This window comes from Actinophytocola sp. (assembly GCF_035942955.1).
Taxonomy (GTDB): domain Bacteria; phylum Actinomycetota; class Actinomycetes; order Mycobacteriales; family Pseudonocardiaceae; genus DASYTH01.
Genome location: NZ_DASZCQ010000207.1, coordinates 1 through 16051, shown reverse-complemented (window position 1 = coordinate 16051; position 16051 = coordinate 1). Strand labels below are relative to the sequence as shown.

Genomic DNA, 16051 nt, shown 5'->3' with positions numbered 1-16051 from the left:
CACCGAGACCGGGCGCGGCTCGGCGGCCGGCGCCGCCGCGGGCCGGGAGCGCTGCTTGAGCTGGCTCTCCTGACGTTGCCGCAGCAGCGCGCGGACCTGGTCGGGCTCCAGCAGGCCGGGCAGCCCGAGGTACTCCTGCTCCTCCTCGGATCCCGCGAACGCCGCGGTGCCGAACGACGAGCCGTCGTAGATCACCTGGTCCAATTCGGCCGACGCGCCCAGCGAGACGAACGCCTTCTCCTCCTCGCCGGGCTCGTCCTTGAGGGTGTTGGCGTCGGCAAGCAGCTCGTCGTCCCAACCGTCCTTGTCCCGGTGCGGCTTGCCGAGCACGTGGTCGCGCTCGGCCTCGAGCTGGCTGGCCAGCTCGAGCAGGGTCGGCACGCTGGGCAGGAACACGCTCGCGGTCTCCCCCGGCCTGCGGGCGCGGACGAACCGGCCGACCGCCTGGGCGAAGAACAGCGGCGTCGACGCGCTGGTCGCGTACACGCCCACGGCAAGGCGCGGGATGTCGACACCCTCGCTGACCATGCGCACCGCGATCATCCACCGCTCGTCGGGATCGGTGGACTCGGCGAACGACGCGATCCGCCCGGACGCCCTGGGGTCGTCGGACAGGACCAGCGCCGGCGGCCGGCCGGTCACCCGCTCGAGGACCTTGGCGTAGGCCTTGGCCGCCTCGTGGTCCGACGCGATCACCAGGCCGGCCGCGTCCGGCATGCCGTCGGCCCGAACCTGGCTCAACCGCAGATCGGCCGCGGTCAGCACGGCCGGGATCCACTCGCCGGCCGGGTCCAGCGCGGTCCGCCAGGCGCGGGCGGTCTGCTCGTTGGTCATCGGCTCGCCGAGCCGGGCGGTGAACTCCTCCCCCGCGCTGGTGCGCCAGCTGGTCTCGCCGGAGTAGGCCAGGAAGATCACCGGACGGACCACGCCGTCGGCCAGCGCGTCGGCGTAGCCGTAGGTGTGGTCGGCCCTGCTGCGCTGGAACCCGGCCGGGTCCGGCTCGTAGGTGACGAACGGGATCGGCGAGTCGTCGCTGCGGAACGGGGTGCCGGTCAGCGCGATTCGGCGCACCGCGGGGGTGAACGCCTCGCGGATCGCGTCGCCCCAGGACTTGGCGTCCCCGCCGTGGTGGATCTCGTCGAGGATCACCACGGTCCTGCGGTTCTCCGTGCGGACCCGGTGCAGCGCGGGATGCGCGGCCACCTGCGCGTAGGTCACCGCCACGCCCCGGTAGTCCGACGAGGTGGCGCCGGTGGTGTTGCGGAAGTTGGGATCCAGCGAGATGCCGGCGGCGTTGGCGGCCGCGGCCCACTGGTGCTTGAGATGCTCGGTCGGGGTGACCACGGTGACCGCCTCGACCGTGCGGTCGGCGAGCAGCTCGGTCGCCAGCCGCAGCCCGAACACCGTCTTGCCGGCGCCCGGCGTGGCCACCGCCAGGAAGTCCTTGGGCCGGGCGGCGAGGTAGCGGGTCAGCGCGCGCCGCTGCCAGGCGCGCAGCGGCCGGGAGCCGGGAGCCGCCTGTGGTGACGCAGCCAAGTCCTGCACTGACACGCGTTGCCGACCCCCTTTTCCTGCTTTTCTTGCCACAGGCAGCCAAAAGCCCTCAGCGGTACGCCGTTGAGGGCACCCAGAGAGCCTACCGGGTCGCCGCCGCCGGGGCCCGGTGCGACGCGACACGATCGCGGATCAGTGGGCCAACACCGCCGAGATGGACCATCCTTGAAGGTGAGATGAGTCCACAGCCACAGCACCCGACGCGCAATGCCGCGGCGGCGACCAGCGAGCTGCCGCGGCGCGGGCTCTGGCGGCTGGTCAAGCGCACGGCGTCGAAGGCGTGGAACGGCAACGTCTTCTCCGAGGCGGCCGAAGCGGCGTTCTGGCAGATCCTGTCGCTGCCGCCGCTGCTGCTCGGGCTGCTCGGCAGCCTGGGCTACGTCGGCGCCTGGGTCGGCGACGAGGTGGTCACCGCGGTCCAGGAGAAGATCAGCGAGTGGTCCCGGACCGCGTTCAGCGAGAACGTGGTCACCCAGATCATCGACCCGACGGTCAACGACATCCTGCGCAACGGCCGCGGCGAGATCCTCACCGTCGGCTTCCTGATCTCGCTGTGGGCCGGCTCGTCGGCCATGTCCTCGTTCGTCGACGCGATCACCGTCGCGCACGACCAGTACGGCGTGCGGCACGAGGTCTGGCAGCGGATCTTCGCGCTGCTGCTGTACATGGCCAGCCTTGTGCTGCTGGTGATCGGGCTGCCGCTGCTGGCGCTGGGCCCTGACCTGGTGCCGAAGCTGTTCCCCACGGCGTGGCGGCCGGACATCCAGACCTGGGTCGACGTGCTCTACTTCCCGTCCCTCGGCGTGCTGATCGTGCTGGCCCTGACCACGCTGTACAAGCTCGCCCTGCCGCGCAAGCTGCCCTGGCACCGCGGCCTGCCCGGCGCCGTCCTCGCCATGATCTTCTTCCTGCTGGCCAGCAGCGGGCTGCGGCTCTACATCGCGTGGATCACCACCACCGGCTACACCTACGGCGCGCTGGCCACGCCGATCGCGTTCCTGCTGTTCGCGTTCTTCATCGGGTTCGCGATCGTGTTCGGCGCCTACTTCAACGCGTCCATCCAGGAGATGTACCCGGCCCGGATGACGCGCCGGCAGCGGCGCCGGTGGCGGCGGCTGGAGATGGAGCATGTCGCGTCGCAGATCAGGTCCGACGAGCGGGGTAAGGCCGACGGCGAGGTCCGCGGCGAGGGGCGGGCGAAGCCGGCCGGCGGGCAGCTGCCCTCGCTCGAACGCAGAACCCCATGAGCGAGCCTGCCGGCGACTCGGTGCGCACGGCATGCCATGGCTGCCGCACCATGCGCGAAACCATCGAACAGGTGGGAGATCACCGGTTCACCGCGCACTCGATGATCGTCGCCGACGCCGGCACGGTGTACCGCCGGGTCCGGGCGGCCTTCGAGGAAGCCGATGCCGTGGTCGAAGCGCTGTGCCCGCTGTGCGGCGAGACCGAGCAGCCCGGCTGGCTACCCGGGCTGCACCCGCCGACCTGACGACCTACTCGCCGCCGTCACCGCCGTCGCCGCCGGACGGCAGGCCCTCGAAGATCCGCTTGCACTCCGGGCAGACCGGCGAGCCGGGCTTGGGCGAGCGGGTCACCGGGAACACCTCGCCGCACAGCGCCACCACCATCGTGCCGAGGACCGCGCTCTCCGCGATCTTGTCCTTCTTCACGTAGTGGAACATCTTCGGGGTGTCGTCACCCGTGGTGTCCGTGCCCTCCGGACGGGTGTCGACGTCCGGCCGGGTCTGTGTCTGCGTACTCATCACCGTCAATGATGCCCGATATGCCGCCCTCCGCGACCCGGTGCTGGCAGGATCGGCGCATGTTCCAGAAGGTGTTGGCGAGCTTCGGCTCGGGCGGTGCCAAAGTGGACGCCCGGCTGCTCGATCGAAGCGTGCGGCCCGGCGCGACGTTGCACGGCGAGGTGCTGCTCGCCGGCGGCCAGATCGACCAGGAGGTCGAGTCGCTCGGGGTGACCCTGCTGGCCAGGGTCGAGACCGGCGGCGGCAACGGCAGGCCGGCCCAGGTGACGGACCTGCCGTTCCAGACGGTGCAGCTGGCCGGCCGGGAGCTGGTCCGGGCCGGCGCCCAGGTCCGGGTGCCGTTCGAGGTGCAGATGCCCTGGGAGACCCCGATCACCACGGTGTTCGGCAAGTACCTCACCGGCATGGCGGTCGGCCTGCAGACCAACCTCAACCTGGCGAGCACGATCGTCGACCCGCAGGACGTCGACGCCGTGTCGATCGAGCCGGTGCCGGCCCAGCACCGGATCCTCGACGCGGTGTCCCGGCTCGGCTTCCAGTTCACCCGTGCCAGCCTGGAGAAGAACCGCCTTGACGGCGTCGACCAGCAGCTGCCGTTCTTCCAGGAGATCCACTTCGCACCGTCGCGCGCGTTCGCCGGCGTGTTCAACGAGCTGGCGGTCAGCTTCCTGGCCCGCCCGCGCGACGTGCAGGTGGTGCTGGACGTCAACAAGCGGGTCCGGGTGGCCAAGGGCGGCGGGCTCGGCGGCCGCGGCCAGTCGTTCCTCGGTGCGTTCACCGTCGACAACGCCGCGCTCGGCCGGACCAACTGGGAGCAGCAGATCGAGGGCTGGCTCCGGGAGGTGGCCAAGCCGCGTGGCATCTTCGACTGAGCCACGAGCGGCCCGGCCGCACATGCCGGGCTACGGGATCCTGCCCGCCGACCGGGGCAGCGGGCTGCTCCCCTGGTCCTGGGCGCTCGAGCGGCTGCGGGACAGCCACGACTACTGGGTGGCCACGGTCTGGCCGGACGGCCGCCCGCACACCATGCCGGTGTGGGCGGTGTGGCAGGACGGGGATCTGTGGTTCTCCTCGAGCCTGCGGTCCAGGAAGATCCGCAACCTTCGGACCCGCCCGGTCGTCTCGGTGTCCACAGCGGACCCGCGGAATCCGGTCGTGCTCGAGGGCAGGGCCGAGATCGTCACCGAGATTCCCGCGATACAACGGTTTCTGGACGGGATGAACGCCAAGTACGGCACCGACTACCCGCTCGACTTCCTCGACCCGGCGAAGAACGCGTCCGTCCGGGTGCGACCGACGTGGGCGTTCGGCGTGGCCGAGAAGGACTTCGAGGGCTCCCCGACCCGGTGGGACTTCGAATGATCGTCGCCGACGAGGTCGCCGAGGCGTTGTCCGCCGGCCGTGCGGTGGTGGCACTGGAGAGCACGCTGCTCGCGCACGGGCTGCCGGCGGGGCGCAACCGCGAGGTGGCCACCCGGCTGGAGGCGGCGGTGCGGGGCGCGGGCGCCGTGCCGGCCACGATCGCCGTGCTCGGCGGCCGCGCGCGGATCGGGCTGAGCGAGTCCGAATTGGACAGAGTGTGCGACCCGGCGGCCGGCCTGGTGAAACTGTCCCGCCGCGACCTCGGCCCGGCCCTGGCGCTGGGCCGCGACGGCGCGACCACGGTGGCCGGCACGGCGGCGCTCGCGGCCGCGGCCGGGATCGCCGTGTTCGGCACCGGCGGGCTCGGCGGCGTGCACCTGGGCACCGGGTGGGACGTGTCGGCCGATCTCGACGTGCTGGCCGGCACCCCGGTCCTCGTCGTCTGCTCCGGCGTCAAGTCCATTCTGGACATCGCGGCCACGGTCGAGGTGCTGGAGACCCGCTCCGTCCCGGTGATCGGCTACCGCACCGACTCGTTCCCCGCCTTCTACCGCCGCGAGTCCAACTTCACCGTGCCCTGGCGGGTCGACACCCCCGCCGCGGCCGCTACGGTCGTGGCGGCCCACTTCGCGCACGTCCCCGGCCGCTCCGGCATCCTTCTGGTCAACCCCGTGCCGGCCCAACACGAGCTCGACGCCGACCTCCACGACCGCCTGCTGGCCGAGGGCATGAAACTCGTCGAGCGCCGAGGCATACGCGGCGGCGACGTGACCCCCGTGCTCCTCGAGCACTTCCACACCGCCAGCGCCGGCGCCAGCCTCGCCGCCAACGAGGCCCTGGTACTCGACAACGTCCGCCTCGCGGCAGCGGTCGCCGTCGAGCTGGCTCCCGCCAACTCACCCCAAGCCTCCACCGACGTCACCGATGGCCGTGGTTGAAACGGCGATCATCCCGGGCATGGGAGTGGAGATCACCGTTCGGAGTTCACCCCCGAATATCTGAGCGTGAACTCCACAAACGCCGATCATGGCCGAGCCCGACTCGATCCCCAACCCCACCAGCCCGACGACCTGCCGAGCTCCACATCGGCAAGCAAGTCACGTGACATTCCTTCCCCAGGGCAAGGTCACGTTTGGGTAGGTGCCGGTTGCCGCGGACCGGCCGATGGCGGGTGGTCCCTTCGCAAAGATCTGGACCGCGTGATCGCGGAGATCGGGTGCGGTCGCGCTGCACGCGCGGCGCGCGGCGCGGCCACCGTTTCCGACACTCGATCGCGCGACTTGGCGGCCCCTTGGGTGGCGCATCCGGGTTGGGGAAGCGATGTCACGTTGCTGTCCGGGGAGCCGTGTAGAGGCGGGCGATGACGTCCTCGATTGCGGGCTCCTGTACGGAAAGGTCGCGCAGGGGCACGGCTTGAGCTAGTTGGGCGACGACTTCGCCGGCGGCCGCGCCGTCGAGGGTGAGGGTGACGCGGAGGCCCTCCACCGAGGTTACGGTGGCGCCCTTGAGGGTGAGGCCTGGCGGCCATGGAGTGTCCACATCGGCCACGATGGTGCGGCGCGAGCCGTGGCTGGCGTGCAGCTCTTCCAGAGTGCCGTCGTGCACGACCCGGCCGTGGTCGATCACCACCAGGCGGCGGCAGAGCTTCTCGATGTCGGCCAAGTCGTGCGTGGTCAGCAGGATCGTGGTGTCCCCGGCGGCGCCCAGGTCGGCCAGGAACGCGCGCACGGCCTGCTTGCTGATCACGTCGAGGCCGATGGTCGGTTCGTCGAGGAAGAGTACCTCGGGCCCGTGCAGCAGCGCCGCGGTGAGCTCGCCGCGCATCCGCTGGCCGAGGGACAGCTGGCGCACCGGGGTGTCGAGGAACTCGTCGAGGTCCAGCAGGGCCCGCAGCCGGGTCAGGCGGGCGGCGTGCTCGGCCGGCGGGACGCGGTAGATGTGCCGTAGCAAGGAGAACGAGTCGGCCAGCGGCAGGTCCCACCATAGCTGCGAGCGCTGCCCGAACACCACGCCGATCCGCCGGGCCAGCTTTGTCCGCTGCGGCACGGGTTCCAGCCCGCAGACCCGGACCGTGCCGCCGGACGGGGTGAGCACCCCGGTCATCATCTTCAGCGTGGTGGACTTTCCCGCGCCGTTCGGTCCGATGTAGCCGACCAGCTCGCCGCGCTCCACGCACAGGTTCACACCGTCCACAGCGGACACTATGTGCCGTTCCCGGCGCAGCCGCCCGGCTTTGCGGCGAAGGGTGAAGTCCTTGCGCAGCCCACGCGCCTCGATGATCATGATCCTGTGCTCCGGTAGTGACGGATTCCGGTGCGCCACAACCAACCCGCGCCGGCGGCGGCCAGCAGCGCGGTGACCGGCGAGCACCAGTGCAGCCAGCTTGGCGTGCCGAGCGGGTCCGTCCGCCCGAGCAGCGCCAGCGCCGGAAGGTAAGCAACGAAGGCAAATCCGAGCCCGAACGCGAACAGCTTGCGGAACCACTCGCCGTACATGGTGATCGGGTAGGAGGTGAAGTCGCGGCCGCCGTAGGTGAAGGCGTTGGCCACCTCCCCGGACTCGATCCACCAGAACGCCACCGTCGACCCGGCGACGAACAGGGCGGAGAAGAACACCGCCCCGGCAACGGGAGCGAGCCCGGCGAGCAGCACGCGTCCCGGCGTCCAGGCGATGCCGGCGACCGCGAGCGCGACCCCGTACAGCAGCAGGCCCTGCACCACCCGGCCGATCCGCCGGGGCTGGAAGTCCAGGACGACCAGCTGTCCCAGCGCCGACAGCGGCCGCAGCAGCACGGTGTCGAACAACCCGGTCCGGACGTAGAGCCGCAGCCGGTCAAGGTTGCCCGCGGTCAGGTCCGCGATCGGGAACGCGGCCGCCGACAGCGCGGCCATGAGCAGCACCTCGCGGCCGCCGAACCCGCCGAGATCGCCCCGCACGGCGAACAGCACGAACACCGTGGCGACGTCGAGCGTGGTGAACAGGCCGCTGCCGATCAGATCCATGACGAACGAGGCGCGATACTGCGTCTGGGCACGCACCTGGGCCCGCAGAACGCGCAGGTACGGCACCGCCCTACCCACCCTGGACCACCAGCTTCCGCCAGGCCCGGCGCTGCACGTGCCGGCACAGGGCCAGCGAGATCGCCGCCCACCCGATCTGGGCCGCCAGCACCAGCGCGGCATGGCCGAGGCCGCCCCGCTCGACCGCGATGTCCAGCGGCGCCTGCATCGTCGCCGGGAAGGGCGTGCCGATCCACAGCGTCAACTCCAGCCAGCCGGGCAGCACCGGCAGCGGGAAGTACAACCCGCTGCCCCCGCCCCACAGGAACACCCACATCATGTTCAGGCCACGCGCGTCGAGCAGCCAGAACGCGGACAGGCCGATCATGTACCGCCAGCTGAACGCGATCACCACCGCAAGCAGGACGGAACCCGCGAACAGCCCGTAGCTGAGCAGGTGTCCCGGCAGAGAGAACTCGAAGGCCAGCAGCCCGACCACGACCGGCGTCACGAACCGGGTGACCATGGCGAAGCCGGCCCGGCCGAGATCGGCACACAGGTACATGGCCAGCGTCGGCACCGGCCGGAGCAGATCGGCCACCACGTCCCCGGAACGGACCCGGTCGGCCATGTCCAGCGGCCCCCAGGCGTTGACCACCGCGAGCAGTCCCTGACCGACCCAGACGAACGTGACCAGCTGGGCCCGGTCGTACCCGGCCAACTCGCCCGCGGATCCGGCCACCGACAGCAGCACGTAGGTGCGCAGAAAGCCGAACGCGACATTGGCGAACGCACCGGCCACGGTGGCCTGGCGGTAGGTGGAGAAGCGCCGGAAGCCGGCCGCGGTCAGCGCGGCGTAGGCCCGTACCGTCACCACCTTGTGAGCTCCCCCCGGGTAGTGGTCGTCGGCGACGCGGCCCTGGACGTCGTCGCCCGGCACAGCGACCCCATCGTGCATGGCGACGACGTCCGCGCCAAGGTCAGCCTCTCGCCCGGCGGCGCCGCGGCCAACACCGCCGCCTGGCTCGCCCACCTCGGCGCGGACACCACCCTGGTGTCCCGGATCGGCGCCGACGTCGCCGGCGACTCGGTGCGCCGGGAGCTGACCGCCGCCGGTGTGCGCTGCGCGTTCACCGTCGATCCGGCCGCGGCCACCGGCTGCGTCGTCGTCCTGGTCGACGCCAAGGGTCAGCGCAGCATGCTCCCCGACCGCGGCGCCAACGCCCTGCTGCGCGCCGACGACCTCGATCCGGCGCTCCTCGACGGCGCCGCCCACCTGCACCTGTCCGGCTACGTCCTGCTCGACGCGTCGTCCCGGGACGCCGGTGTGGCGATCCTGGCCGCCGCCCGCTCCGCAGGACTGACCACCTCGGTCGACCCCCAGGCCGCCAACCTCATCGCCGACCCGGCGGCCTTCGTCGACCTCGTCCGCGACGTCGACCTGTTTCTGCCCAACAGCACCGAGCTGGCCCTGCTCACCGGCTCCCCCGACCCGTCAAGCGCCACCGGCCTGCTCGACCACGGCATCGTCGCCGTCACCGCCGGCCCCGACGGCGCCACCTGGATCGACCGCGACGGCCTGGTCTCCGTGCCCGCCGAACCCACCGACTGCGTCAACACCACCGGCGCCGGCGACGCCTTCGACGCCGGCCTGATCGCCGCCTGGCTGGCCGGCGCGACCCCCCGCGAGGCACTGGAAGCCGGCGTCCGCGCGGGCGCGCACGCCACCACCCTGGTGAGCGCGTGGCCTAGCCGCCGTGTTGGCCGCTGACGTCGCCTTGTTTGCGCGTGGCGTCGCCGTATTGGCCGCGCACGACGCCAACACGGCAACGTGAGGCGCAAACACGCCGGTTAGCTAGCCGTCGATGATCTGGTGGTTGCCGCCCTCGATCTGGCGGGAGGACTGCTGGAAGCGGTTGACGCGCTCGGCTTTGCGGGGTGGGCGGTCGTTGGCGATCAGCACAGCGGCCCAGGGCAGGGGGATGGAGATGACGATCAGGCCGAGGGCGAGCCACCAGGTCTGGTAGCAGGCGAGGGCGCCGAGCAGGAACGGGATCCGCAGGCCCATCATGATCATGTACTTGCGCTTGCGGGCGGCGTGCTCGTCGTCATGTGAGGGCGCGGCCGCGGTGATCAGAACCGGGGTGTCGTCCCGCTCGGAGCCTTTCACGACACCACCTCCGGGGCTCATCATTCCACTCCCGGGCCCGAACCGCGTAAGGCGGTACGAAGCATTGCGCCAACCGGGTATTTCCCGATGGCACGGCGGCCGGCAGCAGGTATGAAGGGTGGTATGACGCTACCGGGGTTGGACACGCGACTGGACGCCTCCCGGTTGTGGCAGGACAGCCCCTGGGGGCGGTTGCGGCACACCGTGACCGAGGCCAACCTGCTGCGCCACCTCGACCCCACGCCGCGGCGCGTGCTCGACGTCGCGGGTGGCAGCGGGCAGGACGCGGTGCGGCTGGCCGCCCGCGGGCACGAGGTCACCCTGCTCGACCCGGCGGGCGTGATGCTGCGCAACGCCAAGGAGCACGCCGAGGCGGTCGACGTGGCCGACCGGCTGCACGTCGTGCAGGCCTCCGCCGAGGACGCGCCGGAGCTGTTCGGGCCGGACGACTTCGACGTGGTGCTGTGCCACAACCTGCTGCAGTACGTGGAGGACACCCGCGCGGTGCTGGCGGCGGTCACGGCCCCGCTGCGCCGCGACGGGGTGCTGTCGGTGCTCGCCCCCAACCCCGACGCCGAACCGTTGCGCACCGCGATCCACGATCTCGATCCGCGGCGGGCGCTGTTCGCCCTCGGCCCCACGGCGGGCCCGGCGGCGGAGACCGTCGGCCACCTCACCGAGCTGGGCTTCGGCCTGATCGTCCGGTACGGGGTGCGATGCGTCTGCGACTACCTCGCCGAGGACGACGCCGCGCACGACCCGGAGTTCCTCGCCGACCTGGAGCGGCTGGAGCTGGCCATGGCCGACCGGATGCCGTACCTGCTGACCGCGCGCTACTACCACCTCATCGCGCGGCGCTGAAGCCGGACCTGCCAGCATTGGCCGCTGTGCGAGCGGTGGTGGCCAGGGTGACCCGGGCGATCGTCACGGTCGACGGGCAGACCGTCGGAGCGATCGACGAGCCGGGATTGTTGGTATTGCTGGGGGTCAGCACAACCGACGATCCGGACAAAGCCGCCACCATGGCGCGCAAATTGCACGAGCTGCGGATCCTGCGGGACGAGGAATCCTGTGCCACCACGGGGGCTCCGCTGCTGATCGTGAGCCAGTTCACACTGTATGGAGATACCCGAAAGGGCCGCCGGCCGTCCTGGACGGCGGCGGCGCGCCCGGAGGTCGCCGAGCCCTTGCTCGACGCGGTGGTCGCCGAGCTTCGCCGGCGCGGGGCGCGGGTCGAGACCGGGCGGTTCGGCGCGATGATGGCGGTGCAGAGCGTGAATGACGGTCCGTTCACCGTTCTCGTGGACGTGTGAGGACAAGCACAGCTCGAACCGTCTTTCGTGGACAGTGCAAGTGGTTCCAAGGGTTTCTCAGGAAAAGCTCAGGTTTACCTGAGCAACCGCTCTAGCGAATCTGACGTCATCCAGGGTGGAGTCGGGAACGAATCCAGACCCGCACACGTTTGGCTGGATGTGCGATGTAGAAGCACACCAGCCCGCTGAAAAGGGGGGGAGATGACGGTCCCACAGCAACGCGAGCCGGAGCCCGGCGAGATCGACCTGGACGCTCAGGGTCCCGCGGCCGACCTGGTCCGCGTGTACCTCAACGGGATTGGCCGCACGGCGCTGCTGACCGCCGCCCAGGAGGTCGAGCTCGCCAAGCGTATCGAGGCGGGCGTGTTCGCCCAGCACATGCTGGAGACCGCCGAGAATCTCCCGGCCAGCAGGCGCGCCGAGCTGAAGACCCTGGTCATCGACGGGCATCGGGCCAAGAACCACCTGCTCGAGGCCAACCTGCGGCTGGTCGTCTCGCTCGCCAAGCGCTACACCGGGCGCGGCATGCCGCTGCTCGACCTGATCCAGGAGGGCAACCTCGGGCTGATCCGCGCGGTGGAGAAGTTCGACTACACCAAGGGTTTCAAGTTCTCCACCTACGCCACATGGTGGATCCGGCAGGCCATCACCCGCGGCATGGCCGACCAGGGCCGCACCATCCGGCTCCCCGTGCACCTGGTGGAGCAGGTCAACAAGCTGGCCCGGATCAAGCGGGACCTGCACCAGCAGATGGGCCGCGAGGCCACCAACGAGGAGCTGGCCAACGAGGCCGGGCTCACCCCGGAGAAGGTGGCCGACCTGCTCGACCACGCGCGCGACCCGGTGAGCCTGGACATGCCAGTCGGCTCGGAGGAGGACGCTCCGCTCGGCGACTTCATCGAGGACGGCGAGGCCGCCGACGCCGAGTCCGCGGTGATCTCCGGGCTGCTGCAGGACGACCTGCGCCGGGTGCTGGCCACGCTGGAGGAGCGTGAGCAGTCGGTGATCCGGATGCGGTACGGCCTCGACGACGGGCAGCCGCGCACGCTCGACCAGATCGGCAAGCGGTTCGGCCTGTCCCGCGAGCGGGTCCGGCAGATCGAGCGTGAGGTCATGTCGAAGCTGCGCCAGGGCGAGCGGGCCGAGCGCCTGCGCGCGTACGCCAGCTGACTCCGCAGCCCAACTCCGCCATCCCGAGCAACGTTTTGGCCCCACGTCGCGTCTTTACGGTCGAAGGCATTGACATTGTGAGCCGAATCACGGACTGTCAATGCAGTGAACTACGCGACGCGGGCGGCAAGTAACTGTTCGTGATCGCACCCGACGGGAGGTCGGGGCGGCCGGGGGCCGCCTCGGCCTCTCGGCTGTGTCGACCGCCTTGCGCGATAGCGTGAGGGCGTGATCGATACCGCGTTCCAGTACGTCGACGTGCTGCCACTCGGCCAGGACAACCTGACCGACTACCGGTTGATCACTCCCGACGGTGTCACCGCGTTCGAGGCGGCCGGGCGGACCTTCCTGGAGATCGAGCCGGAGGTGTTGACGCGGCTGGCCAGGGAGGCGATCGCCGACATCCAGCACCTGCTGCGGCCGACGCACCTCGCGCAGCTGCGGGCGATCATCGACGACCCGGAGGCCAGCGCCAACGACCGGTTCGTCGCCACCGACCTGCTGCGCAACGCGTGCGTCTCCGCCGGCGGCGTGCTGCCGATGTGCCAGGACACCGGGACCGCGATCGTGATCGGCAAGCGCACCGAGGGCGTGCTCACCGGCGGGCGCGACGAGGAGGCGCTGTCCCGCGGCATCTTCGAGGCATACCAGGAGCTGAACCTGCGCTACTCGCAGCTGGCCCCGGTGACGTTCTGGGACGAGCGCAACACCGGCACCAACCTGCCGGCGCAGCTCGAGCTGTACGCGGCGCCGGGCGACGAGCCGCGGTACGACCTCCTGTTCCTGGCCAAGGGCGGCGGCAGCGCGAACAAGACGTTCCTGTACCAGGAGACCAAGGCGCTGCTGAACCCGAGCCGGCTGGCCCGGTTCCTCGACGAGAAGCTGCGCGCGCTGGGCACCGCCGCCTGCCCGCCGTACCACCTGGCGATCGTGGTCGGCGGGCTGTCCGCGGAGCACACGTTGAAGGTGGCCAAGCTGGCGTCGGCCAGGTACCTGGACACGCTGCCGCTGGAGGGCTCCGCGGCCGGGCACGCGTTCCGCGACGTCGACCTCGAGCAGCAGGTGCTCGACATGACCCGGCAGTTCGGCATCGGCGCGCAGTTCGGTGGCAAGTACTTCTGCCACGACGTGCGGGTGATCCGGCTGCCCCGGCACGGCGCGTCCTGCCCGGTGGGGATCGCGGTGTCCTGCTCGGCCGACCGGCAGGCCAAGGCCAAGATCACCGCGGACGGCGTGTACCTCGAGCAGCTCGAGCGCGACCCGGCGCGGTACCTGCCGGACGTGTCCGACGAGGAGCTGTCCGACGAGGTCGTGCGGATCGACCTGACCCGGCCGATGTCCGAGATCCGGGCCACGCTGAGCACGCTGCCGGTGAAGACCCGGCTGTCGCTGTCCGGGCCGCTCGTGGTGGCCAGGGACATCGTGCACGCGAAGATCAAGGAGCGGCTGGACGCCGGCGAGCCGATGCCGGCGTACCTGCGTGATCATCCCGTGTACTACGCCGGCCCGGCCAAGACCCCGGAGGGCTACGCGTCCGGCTCGTTCGGCCCGACCACGGCCGGCCGGATGGACTCCTACGTCGCGCAGTTCCAGGCCGCCGGCGGCTCACTCGTCATGCTGGCCAAGGGAAACCGGTCGCGCCAGGTGACCGAGGCGTGCGCCGCGCACGGCGGGTTCTACCTCGGCTCGATCGGCGGGCCCGCGGCGCGGCTGGCCAAGGACTGCATCCGCCGGGTGGACGTGCTGGAGTACCCGGAGCTCGGCATGGAAGCCGTGTGGCGCATCGAGGTCGAGGACTTCCCCGCGTTCATCGTGGTCGACGACAAGGGCAACGACTTCTTCGCCGGCACCGCGCAGCCGACCCTGCAGATCTCCTTCCGCCGTTAGTACGCCTCGGAGATGAACACCTTCCGGCTGCCAAGCGGCTCCCTGAGCTGCACGGTCACCTGACGCGGGGTCAGCACCTGGGCGCAGACCTGGTCCGGTGGCCCGCCCTGCGGCTGCAGCATCGGGGTCAGCTCGATCTTCACCGCGTCCGCGGTCTCCTCGGTGACCGTGGCCTCCACCCCGGAGCAGGAGTCCCTGGCCATCACGGTAAGCGTCAGCGTGCGGCCGTCCGGGGCGGCGGCGACCTGCGGCGGTTCGGGGAGGCTCGGCACGGCTCCAGTGTCCACCCGTTCCTTGGGTACCGGGGTCGCGCCCGGTGGCAGGCCGGTGCTCGGCGGGGTCGACGAGCCGGGCGGCGGGATGACGGTCGACGAGCGGTCCGTCGTTGGGCTCGTCGACGTCCGGTCGGGCGCGTTGGCAGGGGCGCCCTGGTTGCTCGAGCCGCAGGCGGTGATCGTGCCAAGCAGGATCACCGCCCCGGCGACGATGCGCAGTGCCCTCATGGGTGCAGGACGGTACCCGCGGGTCCGCCGGTTGCACGAGCCCGTCACGCGGTGCGCTGCTCCGCGCGGAGCACGATCGTGCGGCCGTCGAGCGGATCGTCGAGCGTCGCGGTCAGGATCGGGTAGCGGATGTCCATCGTGCAGACCGGCTGCCCGGGAGGCTGGGTCTCCACCAGCGTGATCTTGACCTGGTCGGGTCCCTGCTCGCCCACCTCGAGGCTCGCCTTGCCGCAGCCGCCCTCCTGGGCCTTCACGGCGATGGTCCGCCCGTCCACCCAGGCCTCCCTGGGATACCCCTCGGGCAGCGCGGAGTCGTCGAGCTGGCCGACCGGAACCAGCGTGGTGGGCGTGGTCGAGATCGGCAGCGACGGCGGCGCGGCGCCCGGCTCGTTCCGACCGCTCTGACCGCCGCACGCGGTGCCGAGCACCAGCAGGAGGCCGGCGCCGAGAACGGCTGCGAGGTGTCTCATGCGTCGGGGACGAAGCCGGCCCGCCGGCGCGTTGCATAGCGGATGTCCATAACCTCGCCTCGGCTCCGACTAGGGGGTGAGACGATCACCAGACCCGAAGGAGTGGACCGATGAGCAAGGTGTTCACCTCGGCGAGCATGTCGCTGGACGGTTTCATCGCCGGGCCCGGCGAGAGCGGGTTCGAGCATCTGTTCCAGTGGTACGACGCCGGCGAGGTGGCGTTGCCGACCACCAAGCCGGACATGACGTGGCACTTGACGCCGCCGAGCGCGGCCTATGTGCAGGAGATGGTCGAGAACACCGGCGCGTTGGTCGTGGGCCGCCGGCTGTTCGACCTCACGAAGGGGTGGGACGGCAACCACCCGTTCGGCACCCCCGTCGTCGTGCTCACGCACCGCGTTCCCGACGACTGGCCACACCCGGACGCCCCCTTCCACTTCGTCACCGACGGAATCGAGAGCGCGGTGGCCAAGGCCAGGGAGATCGCCGGGGATCGCTGGATCGGCGTCAACGGCGGCACAATCGCCCGGCAGTGCCTCGACGCGGGCCTGCTCGACGAGATCAACCTGGACCTGGTCCCGGTCCTGCTCGGCAGCGGCACGCCCTTCTTCGAGCAACTCGGCACGGCACCCGTCCTACTGGACGGGCCGACCGTGACCGAAAGCGCCCGAGTGACACACCTGCGCTACCGGGTGCGCAAGTCCTAATCGGACCCCGCGATCGGGAGCAGGACGCGGAAGGTGGCATCGGCCCCCGGCCCGGCGTGCAAGTCGATCCTGCCGTGGTGTGCGGACAGAATCGCCAGGCACGTCGCGGGGCCGCGCGCCGAAGACGACACGGCGCCGCGCGCCGCGGGG

19 protein-coding genes are annotated in these 16051 nt (G+C 71.0%); 11 read left to right on the top strand and 8 right to left on the bottom strand.

Annotated features, from left to right (window positions below):
- On the bottom strand, nucleotides 1-1545 hold a 1545-nt coding region (locus tag VGX25_RS20940), incomplete at its 3' end, for a DEAD/DEAH box helicase (protein ID WP_326919547.1).
- Between the two features lie 185 nt (nucleotides 1546-1730).
- On the opposite strand from VGX25_RS20940, the gene VGX25_RS20935 reads away from it, so the two are divergent.
- The gene (locus VGX25_RS20935; RefSeq protein ID WP_326919545.1) at nucleotides 1731-2801 is read left to right on the top strand and encodes a YihY/virulence factor BrkB family protein; all 1071 of its coding nucleotides are present in this window, start codon (nucleotides 1731-1733) and stop codon (nucleotides 2799-2801) included.
- Nucleotides 2798-3046: a hypothetical protein gene (locus tag VGX25_RS20930; RefSeq protein ID WP_326919544.1), complete on the top strand. Its 249-nt coding sequence runs from the start codon at nucleotides 2798-2800 to the stop codon at nucleotides 3044-3046. The genes VGX25_RS20935 and VGX25_RS20930 overlap by 4 nt, the downstream gene beginning before the upstream one ends.
- Nucleotides 3047-3050: 4 nt before the next feature.
- On the opposite strand, the gene VGX25_RS20925 is transcribed toward VGX25_RS20930, so the two are convergent.
- Nucleotides 3051-3320 (bottom strand): DUF3039 domain-containing protein, encoded by a 270-nt coding sequence (locus tag VGX25_RS20925; RefSeq protein ID WP_326919543.1) that lies wholly within the window; start codon nucleotides 3318-3320, stop codon nucleotides 3051-3053.
- Between the two features lie 59 nt (nucleotides 3321-3379).
- Here VGX25_RS20925 and VGX25_RS20920 point away from each other — a divergent pair, with 59 nt between their 5' ends.
- Genes VGX25_RS20920 through VGX25_RS20910 form a run of 3 tightly spaced genes read left to right on the top strand, consistent with a single transcriptional unit; the run spans nucleotide 3380 to nucleotide 5620 of the window.
- On the top strand, nucleotides 3380-4192 hold the full coding sequence (locus tag VGX25_RS20920) for a sporulation protein (RefSeq protein WP_326919542.1): 813 nt from the start codon (nucleotides 3380-3382) through the stop codon (nucleotides 4190-4192).
- The gene (locus VGX25_RS20915; protein WP_326919541.1) at nucleotides 4176-4682 is read left to right on the top strand and encodes a pyridoxamine 5'-phosphate oxidase family protein; all 507 of its coding nucleotides are present in this window, start codon (nucleotides 4176-4178) and stop codon (nucleotides 4680-4682) included. The genes VGX25_RS20920 and VGX25_RS20915 overlap by 17 nt, the downstream gene beginning before the upstream one ends.
- Nucleotides 4679-5620: a pseudouridine-5'-phosphate glycosidase gene (locus tag VGX25_RS20910; protein WP_326919540.1), complete on the top strand. Its 942-nt coding sequence runs from the start codon at nucleotides 4679-4681 to the stop codon at nucleotides 5618-5620. The genes VGX25_RS20915 and VGX25_RS20910 overlap by 4 nt, the downstream gene beginning before the upstream one ends.
- A gap of 385 nt (nucleotides 5621-6005) precedes the next feature.
- Here VGX25_RS20910 and VGX25_RS20905 read toward each other — a convergent pair whose 3' ends face one another.
- The 3 genes from VGX25_RS20905 to VGX25_RS20895 are packed head-to-tail and all read right to left on the bottom strand — an operon-like array spanning nucleotide 6006 to nucleotide 8558.
- On the bottom strand, nucleotides 6006-6965 hold the full coding sequence (locus tag VGX25_RS20905; RefSeq protein ID WP_326919539.1) for an ATP-binding cassette domain-containing protein: 960 nt from the start codon (nucleotides 6963-6965) through the stop codon (nucleotides 6006-6008).
- Nucleotides 6962-7762 carry an ABC transporter permease gene (locus VGX25_RS20900; RefSeq protein ID WP_326919538.1) on the bottom strand — a complete coding sequence of 267 codons (801 nt, stop codon included), beginning with the start codon at nucleotides 7760-7762 and terminating at the stop codon, nucleotides 6962-6964. The genes VGX25_RS20905 and VGX25_RS20900 overlap by 4 nt, the downstream gene beginning before the upstream one ends.
- Nucleotides 7755-8558, bottom strand: coding sequence for an ABC transporter permease (locus VGX25_RS20895; RefSeq protein WP_326919537.1), 804 nt, complete (start codon nucleotides 8556-8558; stop codon nucleotides 7755-7757). Before VGX25_RS20895 ends, VGX25_RS20900 begins: the two co-directional genes overlap by 8 nt.
- 3 nt (nucleotides 8559-8561) lie before the next feature.
- Between VGX25_RS20895 and VGX25_RS20890 the strand changes: the two genes are divergently transcribed.
- Nucleotides 8562-9452, top strand: coding sequence for a sugar kinase (locus VGX25_RS20890; RefSeq protein ID WP_326919536.1), 891 nt, complete (start codon nucleotides 8562-8564; stop codon nucleotides 9450-9452).
- Between the two features lie 84 nt (nucleotides 9453-9536).
- On the opposite strand, the gene VGX25_RS20885 is transcribed toward VGX25_RS20890, so the two are convergent.
- Entirely contained in the window at nucleotides 9537-9872 is a 336-nt protein-coding gene (locus VGX25_RS20885; protein WP_326919546.1) for a DUF3099 domain-containing protein, read from the bottom strand.
- A 117-nt stretch (nucleotides 9873-9989) separates the two neighbouring features.
- Between VGX25_RS20885 and VGX25_RS20880 the strand changes: the two genes are divergently transcribed.
- The 4 genes from VGX25_RS20880 to VGX25_RS20865 all read left to right on the top strand — a co-directional run bounded on the left by VGX25_RS20880 (nucleotide 9990) and on the right by VGX25_RS20865 (nucleotide 14221).
- Entirely contained in the window at nucleotides 9990-10712 is a 723-nt protein-coding gene (locus VGX25_RS20880; protein ID WP_326919535.1) for a methyltransferase domain-containing protein, read from the top strand.
- A gap of 26 nt (nucleotides 10713-10738) precedes the next feature.
- A complete protein-coding gene (dtd, locus tag VGX25_RS20875) occupies nucleotides 10739-11164 on the top strand; it encodes a D-aminoacyl-tRNA deacylase (RefSeq protein ID WP_326919534.1) in 426 nt (141 codons plus the stop codon).
- Between the two features lie 201 nt (nucleotides 11165-11365).
- Entirely contained in the window at nucleotides 11366-12334 is a 969-nt protein-coding gene (locus VGX25_RS20870) for a sigma-70 family RNA polymerase sigma factor (protein WP_326919533.1), read from the top strand.
- A gap of 228 nt (nucleotides 12335-12562) precedes the next feature.
- A complete protein-coding gene (locus tag VGX25_RS20865; RefSeq protein ID WP_326919532.1) occupies nucleotides 12563-14221 on the top strand; it encodes a fumarate hydratase in 1659 nt (552 codons plus the stop codon).
- Here the strand turns inward: VGX25_RS20865 and VGX25_RS20860 are convergent.
- Complete coding sequence (locus VGX25_RS20860) at nucleotides 14218-14724, bottom strand: hypothetical protein (RefSeq protein ID WP_326919531.1); 507 nt, start codon at nucleotides 14722-14724, stop codon at nucleotides 14218-14220. The genes VGX25_RS20865 and VGX25_RS20860 overlap by 4 nt on opposite strands.
- A 44-nt stretch (nucleotides 14725-14768) precedes the next feature.
- Nucleotides 14769-15194, bottom strand: coding sequence for a hypothetical protein (locus VGX25_RS20855; RefSeq protein ID WP_326919530.1), 426 nt, complete (start codon nucleotides 15192-15194; stop codon nucleotides 14769-14771).
- Nucleotides 15195-15304: 110 nt separating this feature from the next.
- Between VGX25_RS20855 and VGX25_RS20850 the strand changes: the two genes are divergently transcribed.
- Nucleotides 15305-15901 (top strand): dihydrofolate reductase family protein, encoded by a 597-nt coding sequence (locus VGX25_RS20850; RefSeq protein WP_326919529.1) that lies wholly within the window; start codon nucleotides 15305-15307, stop codon nucleotides 15899-15901.
- Nucleotides 15902-16051: the final 150 nt, after the last annotated feature.

Bases quoted from the DNA above. Each gene is read 5' to 3' on its own strand.
- VGX25_RS20935 (WP_326919545.1), top strand. From the start codon at position 1,731: ATGAGTCCACAGCCACAGCACCCGACGCGCAATGCCGCGGCGGCGACC.
- VGX25_RS20930 (WP_326919544.1), top strand. From the start codon at position 2,798: ATGAGCGAGCCTGCCGGCGACTCGGTGCGCACGGCATGCCATGGCTGC.
- VGX25_RS20925 (WP_326919543.1), bottom strand. From the start codon at position 3,320: ATGAGTACGCAGACACAGACCCGGCCGGACGTCGACACCCGTCCGGAG.
- VGX25_RS20920 (WP_326919542.1), top strand. From the start codon at position 3,380: ATGTTCCAGAAGGTGTTGGCGAGCTTCGGCTCGGGCGGTGCCAAAGTG.
- VGX25_RS20910 (WP_326919540.1), top strand. From the start codon at position 4,679: ATGATCGTCGCCGACGAGGTCGCCGAGGCGTTGTCCGCCGGCCGTGCG.
- VGX25_RS20905 (WP_326919539.1), bottom strand. From the start codon at position 6,965: ATGATCATCGAGGCGCGTGGGCTGCGCAAGGACTTCACCCTTCGCCGC.
- VGX25_RS20885 (WP_326919546.1), bottom strand. From the start codon at position 9,872: ATGAGCCCCGGAGGTGGTGTCGTGAAAGGCTCCGAGCGGGACGACACC.
- VGX25_RS20870 (WP_326919533.1), top strand. From the start codon at position 11,366: ATGACGGTCCCACAGCAACGCGAGCCGGAGCCCGGCGAGATCGACCTG.
- VGX25_RS20860 (WP_326919531.1), bottom strand. From the start codon at position 14,724: ATGAGGGCACTGCGCATCGTCGCCGGGGCGGTGATCCTGCTTGGCACG.
- VGX25_RS20855 (WP_326919530.1), bottom strand. From the start codon at position 15,194: ATGAGACACCTCGCAGCCGTTCTCGGCGCCGGCCTCCTGCTGGTGCTC.
- VGX25_RS20850 (WP_326919529.1), top strand. From the start codon at position 15,305: ATGAGCAAGGTGTTCACCTCGGCGAGCATGTCGCTGGACGGTTTCATC.